The sequence below is a fragment of the Bradyrhizobium pachyrhizi genome (genome assembly GCF_001189245.1).
GTDB lineage: Bacteria > Pseudomonadota > Alphaproteobacteria > Rhizobiales > Xanthobacteraceae > Bradyrhizobium > Bradyrhizobium pachyrhizi.
The window spans coordinates 122,919-131,627 of sequence record NZ_LFIQ01000065.1; the positions used below are offsets into that span (position 1 = coordinate 122,919).

At 61.3% G+C, this 8,709-nt stretch carries 12 protein-coding genes; 10 read left to right on the top strand and 2 right to left on the bottom strand.

The genetic code is table 11. The annotated features are described in order from the left end of the window. Positions 1 to 161: 161 nt before the first annotated feature. Positions 162 to 1,652 carry a hypothetical protein gene (locus AKL29_RS43655; protein WP_193395211.1) on the top strand — a complete coding sequence of 497 codons (1,491 nt, stop codon included), beginning with the start codon at positions 162 to 164 and terminating at the stop codon, positions 1,650 to 1,652. Positions 1,653 to 2,461: 809 nt separating this feature from the next. On the opposite strand, the gene AKL29_RS13960 is transcribed toward AKL29_RS43655, so the two are convergent. Both AKL29_RS13960 and AKL29_RS13965 read right to left on the bottom strand, forming a co-directional pair. Next, the gene (locus tag AKL29_RS13960) at positions 2,462 to 2,758 is read right to left on the bottom strand and encodes an addiction module antidote protein (RefSeq protein WP_050384586.1); all 297 of its coding nucleotides are present in this window, start codon (positions 2,756 to 2,758) and stop codon (positions 2,462 to 2,464) included. Positions 2,759 to 2,761: 3 nt separating this feature from the next. After that, positions 2,762 to 3,058, bottom strand: a complete 297-nt coding sequence (locus AKL29_RS13965; RefSeq protein WP_050384587.1) for a type II toxin-antitoxin system RelE/ParE family toxin — start codon at positions 3,056 to 3,058, stop codon at positions 2,762 to 2,764. Between the two features lie 130 nt (positions 3,059 to 3,188). Here AKL29_RS13965 and AKL29_RS13970 point away from each other — a divergent pair, with 130 nt between their 5' ends. The 9 genes from AKL29_RS13970 to AKL29_RS14005 all read left to right on the top strand — a co-directional run bounded on the left by AKL29_RS13970 (position 3,189) and on the right by AKL29_RS14005 (position 8,599). Further along, positions 3,189 to 3,890 (top strand): lysozyme family protein, encoded by a 702-nt coding sequence (locus AKL29_RS13970; RefSeq protein WP_050384588.1) that lies wholly within the window; start codon positions 3,189 to 3,191, stop codon positions 3,888 to 3,890. Between the two features lie 350 nt (positions 3,891 to 4,240). Continuing rightward, positions 4,241 to 4,993 carry a hypothetical protein gene (locus tag AKL29_RS13975; protein WP_152977586.1) on the top strand — a complete coding sequence of 251 codons (753 nt, stop codon included), beginning with the start codon at positions 4,241 to 4,243 and terminating at the stop codon, positions 4,991 to 4,993. Between the two features lie 98 nt (positions 4,994 to 5,091). Further along, on the top strand, positions 5,092 to 5,601 hold the full coding sequence (locus tag AKL29_RS13980) for a hypothetical protein (protein ID WP_152977587.1): 510 nt from the start codon (positions 5,092 to 5,094) through the stop codon (positions 5,599 to 5,601). A gap of 224 nt (positions 5,602 to 5,825) precedes the next feature. After that, complete coding sequence (locus AKL29_RS13985) at positions 5,826 to 6,830, top strand: phage tail protein (RefSeq protein WP_050384602.1); 1,005 nt, start codon at positions 5,826 to 5,828, stop codon at positions 6,828 to 6,830. A gap of 75 nt (positions 6,831 to 6,905) precedes the next feature. Next, positions 6,906 to 7,121 carry a hypothetical protein gene (locus AKL29_RS13990; RefSeq protein WP_050384591.1) on the top strand — a complete coding sequence of 72 codons (216 nt, stop codon included), beginning with the start codon at positions 6,906 to 6,908 and terminating at the stop codon, positions 7,119 to 7,121. After that, complete coding sequence (locus AKL29_RS13995) at positions 7,121 to 7,624, top strand: lysozyme (RefSeq protein WP_050384592.1); 504 nt, start codon at positions 7,121 to 7,123, stop codon at positions 7,622 to 7,624. The genes AKL29_RS13990 and AKL29_RS13995 overlap by 1 nt, the downstream gene beginning before the upstream one ends. A gap of 66 nt (positions 7,625 to 7,690) precedes the next feature. Next, positions 7,691 to 8,110 carry a hypothetical protein gene (locus AKL29_RS14000; RefSeq protein WP_152977588.1) on the top strand — a complete coding sequence of 140 codons (420 nt, stop codon included), beginning with the start codon at positions 7,691 to 7,693 and terminating at the stop codon, positions 8,108 to 8,110. A gap of 19 nt (positions 8,111 to 8,129) precedes the next feature. Further along, on the top strand, positions 8,130 to 8,306 hold the full coding sequence (locus AKL29_RS42840) for a hypothetical protein (RefSeq protein WP_160321753.1): 177 nt from the start codon (positions 8,130 to 8,132) through the stop codon (positions 8,304 to 8,306). Continuing rightward, positions 8,306 to 8,599, top strand: a complete 294-nt coding sequence (locus AKL29_RS14005) for a hypothetical protein (RefSeq protein WP_050384594.1) — start codon at positions 8,306 to 8,308, stop codon at positions 8,597 to 8,599. The genes AKL29_RS42840 and AKL29_RS14005 overlap by 1 nt, the downstream gene beginning before the upstream one ends. The last annotated feature ends 110 nt before the right edge of the window (positions 8,600 to 8,709 follow it).

Sequence of the window (8,709 nt, forward strand, 5' to 3'; positions counted from 1 at the left end):
GCGACCGGCCGGCGGCGCCGGCGCAGGAACAAGCCGGCGCGCCGTTCACCATGCGCGACGTCGAACAGGTGCGAAAGCAGCTCTCGAGGATCTATGGCGACGCGCGGCGCGCGATGATGTCGGGCGGTTCGGGCTCGGACGTCTACGCGCTCGAGCACATTATGGATCAGTTCGACGCGCGCGTAGAGCAAATGGTCGCCCAAGGCAAGTTTTCGGGTGATGGGCCGGCGGTGCTCCAGATGCAGCGGGAAGCCCGGGCGTCGTTTGCCGACTACAAGCAGAAATTCGCCAAGCGCGGCGCCGGTGATGACGTCGGCGCGGCCGTTGAAAAAATTCTGGGGAAATTCTCCGACACCAGGGCCACGCCGGACACTATCGTAAATCTGGCCTACGGCTCGGCCTCGGCGCCCGGTGGGCAAATGCCGGTGCAGATCGCGCAGCGTATCGAGCGGATTTTCGGCCGCAACTCCGAAGAGTTCGCGACCTACAAGCAGGGTCTTTTCGCGCAGTTGATGGCCGGCGAGCCCGAAAAGGCCGCGGCCCGCATTGATGCGTTCTTGACCGGCACCAAGGGGCGGCTCCTGGCGCAAACCGTTTTTGCCGCGGACGAGCGCGCAAGCCTTGCGCGCTATGCCGATCGGCTGCGCTCGACCGTGCCGGGTGAGGCGAGCCCGACGCCTTCGGCGAACAAGATCCTTCGCGACCTGATGGGCGCGAACGGGGCTGGAACGGGTGTCAATGCGCCGGCGACCGCGCAAGAGCTGAAACAGAGGCTTTCGCCGGAAGGCTGGAGCCGCGTCAAGACGATGGCGTTCCGCGAGTTGACGCAGGGCGAGCCGGCGGATGCTGCCGCACGGATTGACGCTTTTCTGCACAGCTCAAACAGCAGTGTGCTCGCTAACACGATGTTTTCGGCTGGTGAGCGGAAATCGCTCGCTGCCTATGCGGAACGGCTGCGCGCGAACAGTGCGAAGATTGAGCCCGAAACCGGCCCGGCGGCTGCGGCGCTGCGGCGCTACAGTGGCGCCGACGGCGCGCCGCCGGCGTCCTCGAACAAGATCATCAACGATCTGATGGGCGCGACCGGCAAGGGAAACGGCGTCAACGCGCCGTTGATCGCTTCCGCGCTGAAAAAGCAGCTTTCGCCGGAAGGCTGGACGGCGCTTCGGCAAGGCGTGTGGGAGAAGCTGACGAACGCCGGCGAGGGGAAAATCCCCTATGAGGCGCAGGCGCTCTCGCAACGGCTGCATGAGTTTCTGAACGGCTCGGGCTCGCAGCTCGCCGGCGTGCTTTTCACCGACCAGGAACGCGCGCTGATGAAGCAGCTTGCGGCCGTCTACAAGCAGATGATCCCGGTCAAGGGCACCACCAACCCGTCAGGAACGGCGCCGATGCTGGCGCGGATCGCGAACGGTGCGCGCTCGTCGCTGCTGCCGCTGCTCGGCTTCAACACCGCGGGCCTGCCCGGCGCGGCCGTGGCGTTCGGCGTCGACAAGGGCTTGAGCAAGGTCGCGAACGCCAACCAGGCCCGCAAGGCGACGGAGCTGTTTTTCGGTGATCAGCTGCGGCGCGCGGTCGATCCGCGGTTTGCGAAGGGCGTCGGGCTTTTGTCACAGAGTTCGTTGCCGGTGACCAATCAAGGGCGGCGGTGACGTCCATCGTACAAATAAGCGGCACCCAGCATCACGACGAGTACAGCAAACAAGCCTGCTGTTCCGAAGTTTTCGAGGATACCATGGGCCACGAAACGGACGCCGGCCATGGCGACGGCAAAGGCGGCAATGCAAACTAAAATGAGGGGGCGGGGCATAGTCCATGATCATGCCACGCCTTGCGCAACTGTCCATCGGCTGTCGCGCTGGACAAACCTAGCATCCAGAAGATTTGTGCGAGATGGGCCGTTTTATCATCAAACGTCGCGTAGGTGGTGGGAATGGGTCAGTGCTTTGGCGGTCACGATCGAGCGCGTGACGTGATGAGGCATGTAGCAAAATGAGATACTTACCTGCAAAAACATAATGTATCGCTCGATCAGCCACCCGACCTCGAACCGGTTCGGTCCGGTGCTGGCCTAAGAGCGGTATCCCCAGGCTTCCGCCTTTAAGTCGCCTTGATATAGCTCGCCTTACCAGTTTGCCCGCACTTGGGGCACTTCGGTTTCAAAGCGGCTATTAGATCTTGCGGCATATCTTTGTAGTTCGTGATCGTTACCGTCCCGCCTTCAAAGCCCTCTAGGCTGTACGACTCCCATAGGCTGCTAAAGGGCGCGTCGTTCTCTTTGCACAGAATGCGACCTTGGTGGCCGCATTCGCAGAGAATATTATCGTAGGTCCGCATCATTGGTTGTCTGCTAATGCTTAGCCGCAAGCTCCGCAATGAGGGGCAACGGCGCGCGGCTAGAAGCCTTGCGGCGTGCCGACGTAAGTCGTGAGAGCCGATCAACCCTTTTGATCGCTCTAGTTCACGCTACCTTTGCGACCTTAGGTTCGGCATGAAGCTCAACCCCAAAGGATCCTAGAACTTTCATCACTGTGCTAAATTCCGGATGTCCTTCGGAGCTAAGGGCCTTGTAGAGGTTTTCGCGGGATAGTCCGGTTTCCTTCGCAAGAGCGGACATGCCGCGGGCGCGAGCAACTGTGCCGATTGCCTCTGTGATGAAGCCGGCATCGTGAGTGGCGAAAGCTTCACTCAGGTAGGCGGCGATCGCCTCGGAGCTATCGAGATATTCAGCCGCATCGAAAGGTCTAGTCTTGGCCATTGCTCAATCCTCCAGTTCGCTCGCGATCTTCTTTGCTTCGGCGATGTCCGTGTCTTGCGTATCCTTGTCACCGCCACAAAGAAGAACAATCAGCTCGTCACCCCTTTGGACGTAATAAACTCTGTAGCCGGCGCCGTGATGGATCCGCATTTCGCTGATACCTTCGCCGACCGGCTTAACGTCTCCTGGGTTACCGTTAGCCAGCCTTTGGACCCTGACGAGGATCTTTGCTCGTGCTACGCTGTCACGTAACATGCTGATCCATTTGGAGAATTCGTCAGTTTCTCGAATTGCCGGCATGTGTAGTTTATAAGATACAGTCTGCGGCGAGTCAATACATAGTTTACCCGATCGTTCCAGCAAACGTGTGTTGCAACCGTTTGCAGAGGCGACTTGCAAACGATTAGCAAGCAGGGGCGACAAATGGCCTATGGGCCTTGTTGATCAAATCGTGCAGGTGGAGAGCGGCGGCAAAGCTGACGCGAAAAATGCGAACTCATCGGCGTCCGGGCCCGGGCAATTCATTGACGCAACCTGGCTCGACATGCTGGCGAAGCATCGGCCGGATATCACGGGATCTCGGGACGAGCTTTTAGCCCTCAAGTCAGACCCGGCCCTGTCCCGGGAAATGACAGCAGCATACGCCGCGGACAATGCCGGCGCGCTGAGCCGCGCGGGCCTCCCGGTGACGTCCGGCACCCAGTACTTGGCGCATTTTGCCGGGCCACAAGGCGCGGTCGGGATACTGAACGCTGATCCGTCAACCCCGGCGGGCGCGGTGCTTGGCGCCAAGGTCGTGAGCGCAAATCCGTTCATCGCTAATATGTCGGCAGGCGATCTTGCAGCCTGGGCGGACCGGAAGATGGGCGGCAAAGCCGGGGCGCCCATGTCGATGGCCGGGCCGGCGGTCGCCGGCTTAAGCCCGGCGGCGGCGCCGGCTGTGCCCGCCGGCTCGAGCGCTGCCGCTGCTCCAGCGCCGTCGGCGCCCGCGGCCCAAATCCTGGGATCGGGATCGGCCGGGCCGGCGATCAACCTCGCGCAGCTTACGGCGGTGCCGCAGGTTGCAAACATTTTGCCACCTCGTCCCAACGTGTTCGGCCTCAAGATCGCGCCGTTCTCGTTGCGGGGGTAGCGACGTTCCTTTCTCGGATATTCAGGCGAGGGGGCCAATAAAGTATGCGCCAACGCTCAGATTTTGGATGAGCCTAACCGTGATTGCGGCATCGCATGGGTCGATCGCTGGTGATCTAACGAAAATGGCATTCGCAAAATCCTGATTTCTGTTAGCGGCCTGTGGATGCACCGCGTTGCCATTTCGCAGATTAGGAAACGCAGGCCTAGACATCTCACCGTGATTTGAAACTCCGCCTCTGGCAGGGCGGATGATGAGCGCGAAATTCGAGAGCTTCATCAGCGCTCGGTTTCGCTAACGCGAACCCTTGCGCTCGGGCCTGCCAGGACCGAGCGCTGATGGAGATGACCTTGGTCAAGAAGGTAGAAACTGCAGAAGTCACTATTCAGCCGCTCAAGCGCGGTCGGATCAAACTTAGGATCATCGGCACAACGCCTTTGTTCCAAAACAGGATGGCCAACAAAGCCAAGCAACAATTGCTTGTGGGCGGCCAGAAAAAGGGGAAGGCAGATCGCGCCGCAATTAAGCACGACCCGCTCACTGAATTCCGCGACAGCGCAGAGATCTTGCCGAGTGGCCCGACCGTTCTTGGGCTGCGCGTCGTTGCGGTAAAGGCCGCGATGGCGACCGCGGCACTCGAAACACCTGGCCTCACCAAGTCGTCGGCGCAGCGGCTTTTATTTATGCCTGGTGATCATGCGCCGCTCTACGGCACGCCGCAGCTTCGGATGGACGTCGTTCGCTCGGCTGATATCGCTCGCACGCCGGACATCCGTACTCGGTGCTATTTACCAAAGTGGGGTGCTGAGGTTGAGGTCAACTTCATCACGCCACAATTGAGCGTGCAGGGCGTCGTGAGCCTGCTTTGCAACGCCGGTATCTTGATCGGGGTCGGCGATTTCCGGCAGGAGAAGGGCAAGGGCGCTTTCGGATCTTTCCGCGTGCTCGCTGAGGGCGAGGACGATCCGGAGTGGGACGATCTCGTTGAAAACCACGGCCGCGCCGCTCAAGAGGCCGCGCTCGCCGACCCTGAATTCGCCGATCGCGATACGGATGATTTGATGGCTCACTTCTTCGCGGAGGTGCAGCGGCGAGCTGCGTAGGCAGCGTTCGGCACGGCAGGCCAGGATTGGCGGGGTACGGTCAGGCAAGGCGGGCCACGGCCGGTGATAGAGCGGTTCAACATCAACAGGAGAGTTTATTGGCACGTTTTACGAGAGACTTGCGACAACAGATCGTTGAGGAATTCTCGCGGCGACACAATGGGCAATACGATCCCTCGTTGTTTCTCAAGGAGGTTCAAGACGTCGGTGAGACCCATCCTGCTCACGGTTGGTTCGAGTGGGATCAAGATAAGGCGACCCGCGAATACAATCTGTGGCAGGCTCGGGCCTTCGTCAAAGATCTACGCATCAAGTTCGAAGTCGAAGAAGTAGGCCGCGCAAAGCCGGTGACGATCACGACGGAAGCTCCGCTTGTGATCTCGCCGACATCGGGCCGTGGCGACGGCGGCGGATACTTCCGCTTCAATCCCAATGACCCGGCTCACCAGGCCGAGCACTGCCATCAGGCAGCGGTGGCGCTGCGATCGTGGCTCAACCGCTACCAGGCGGCATTGATCTACGCCGGGTTCGGCGTCAAATCGGTGGAGATGATTGCCGGAGCGCTTGAAGCGGTGCAGGCGCCGGCCGATATTCAGGCCGCAGCGTAACCGAGTAGGCACGGAACGGCAGGCTAGGCAAGGCAACCCACGTTGAGGCGGGGTTCGGTTTGGCTAGGCAGCCAAGGCGAGGTGGGGTACGTCCGGGCGGGGCACGGTGTGCCGCGGCACGGCAGTCCAGCGCAGAGACGGCGGCTTTCGAGCCGCCGTTTTCATTTTGAACAAACCGCTAGCGCGCGTGCGTGAAAGTCCTCCCCCATTTGGAGGATATTGAGATGACGTTTTGGAAGTGGAGCCGGACCGCGGCGGCGAATGGGTCGGCTGACAGCACTTGTCCGTTTCCGGAGGGAATGGCGCCAAGCGCTTTGAACGACGGCGCCCGCGGTCAGATGGCCGCCCTCGCGAAATACCGCGACGATATCGCCGGCGCGATCGTCACCACGGGCACCGCGAATGCCTACGCGGTCTCGAGCTATCAGGGTTTCGACAGTTTCGCACATCTTGACGGGCAGCTTATTGCTTTTACGCCGCACATCACGAATGGCGCCACGGTTACGCTGAACGTTGACGCTCTCGGCGCCAAGCCGGTGCGGACCATCCCCGGCACAGAGTTGTTATCTGGTGTCCTCATTCAGGGAACGCCTTGCGCGGCGCTCTACAACAACAGTGATCAGGTGTTCTATCTGCGCGGCTTCCTCGGAAACCCGTTCAATATCCCGCTGGCCGGCGGTATGGACTATTGGGGAAGCGTTGTTCCGAATTCCTGCTTCGCGTTTCCGGTCGGGCAGGCTATCTCGCGCACCACTTACGCGGCGCTTTTTAGCCTTATGGGGACAACTCACGGCGCGGGCGACGGATCGACCACGTTTAACCTGCCAGATAGGCGGGGGCGCGTCTCTGCGATGATCGATGGCGGTGTCGGGCGGCTATCGCCGGCGGGTCTGAATGGAAACTTGCCTGTCATGGGCGGCGCCGGTGGCACCGAAACCGTCACACTGTCGACGGCGCAAATCCCGGCGCACACCCACGCGAACGCCCTGAACGATCCGGGGCACTCGCACTCCATGAGCCTGCCGAGCCGCCTTTTCGGCAACTTCCAGAGCTTCACTTCAGGCGGCGCTATCGCGGGCATCCAGGTGAACAATGGAAGTGACGGGTCTTATTATGCCGTTACGGTCCAGACCAACATGACGATCACGAACGCAAGTCAGGGCGGCGGCGGTTCTCACCCGAACGTCCAGCCGACAATCTGCTGCAATTACATCATCCGCATCATTTAGCTCGCCGAACATTCTACTAACGGCGCCGCGGTAGCCCTTTCCGAGAACGGAATTTCCTCTCGGAACGGGTGCCATGTGAAGCTCATCAGCAACATCAACGCATATCGCCGCCGGCATGGCCGCCGGATCGCGATTGAACAGGCCGTGTTCTGGAGCGCCGTGGGCGGTCTTCTGCTGATCTGGCCGCACCTGTCCGAAACCCTTCCGTCCGGATCCTACATCGTCGGCGGCGTGCTGCTGTCCGTCGCCAACGGCGTTGCGGTCTATCTCAAGCGACCGGGGGCCCAGTAATGGCGGTTACGCGAAAGCATGTCGGGCTGTCTGTCGCCGGCGCCGCCCTGGCTGGCGTCCTGGTCTCGCATTGGGAGGGCATGAACCTCGTTGCGAAGCATCTGCCGTTTGATCCGCCCGGCGTGATCACGGTTTGCGGCGGGATCACGAATTACGATTGGCCGTGGCTCAAGGAAGGGATGACCTTCACCAAGGAGCAATGCCAAGACGAGCTTTCGCACGTCGCGGAGCGCTACGCCGACAAGGTGGTGGTGTGCGTGCCGTCGCTGCCGACCATGCCGCCGCACCGTCAGGCGGCCATCGCCTCGTTTGCGGTGAACCTCGGGCCCGGCAAGGTCTGCGGGACGTCGATCGCGCGGGATCTCAATGCCGGCCGCGTGAAAGAGGCCTGTGACGCCATGACGAAATACGTCACGGCGAACGGCAAATTCCTGCAAGGCCTCTACAACCGCCGGACCGATGCCATGTGGGGCGAACGTCCCTGGTGTCTCCGGGAGGATTGATCCGTGCTCGGTGACGCCTTCTGGGATTTTGCGACGTCATATTTCGCGCTCGGGCTCGACGGGCTCTTGCTGATTGCCGCTGCCGCGGTCGGCTATTTCCCGTTCGCACAGTACATCCCGGCCGTCGCGCCCTACGTCAAGGCCGCTCGCCTGGTCGCGGTGATCGTCCTGCTGCTCATGGCCTTCCTGATCGGCTTCCGCGTCGCGGATGAGCGCGAAGAGGCAAAAAACCTGCGGGCAACGATCGCGACGCAACGCGCCGACTTGGAAAATTCACGCAAAGCACGCGCTGATGAGGCCGCGCGCGCAGATGCAATCGCCGAAGGGGCACAGGCACAATATGCAGCCGACGTTGAATATATCGGGCAGCTTAAGGCTGACGATCGTTGCAAGTTTGATCCTTTTGGCCGGCTGCGCGACGGCGCCGCGCGAGGATCTCCCGCCGCCACCGGAAGTTCGGCGCGATCTGCCGCCGGCGCCCGATAAGCTCACGAAAGCCCCGCCGGTGCCGTATCTCGACACGCAATGCCGCTTTCCCTGGCGCGGCGTCGCTGGCTGCAAGGACAAAGACGCGCGGGCAATGCTCGAGCTGACGACTTCCTACGCGATCGAGCTGCAAGCCCGGCTGGCCTCGGTGCCCGGCTGGTATAGCGACGTTCGCCGCAACTATGGGGCTCGGTAATGCCGCCGGCCCAGCACAACGAGCTCACGCTGATTGCGAAGATGGCGGCCAAGGAGGCCGTTTCAGAAACGTTTCTTACGCTCGGGCTCGACACGAAAGACCCAATCTCCGTTCAAAACCAGTTCGCGACGCTCCGTAACATCCACTACGGGATGCGCCACGTTCGCAACGTCATCATTGCCGGCGTGCTCGGTGCGATTGTGAGCGGCGCCGTGTGGGCGTTCTGGACTGGCTTCAAGGCGAGCGCAGCGGCGCCGTCGGCAACGATCTCCGCGCCGGGCGGTTCCCGGTAACATCGCTCTCTGAAAGCATTCTTCATGAAACCGACCGTTGGACGCATCGTCCATTTCTACCGAACCGGCCTCAATCTGAACGTACGCATCCGGTCAGCACCCCGGGCAGG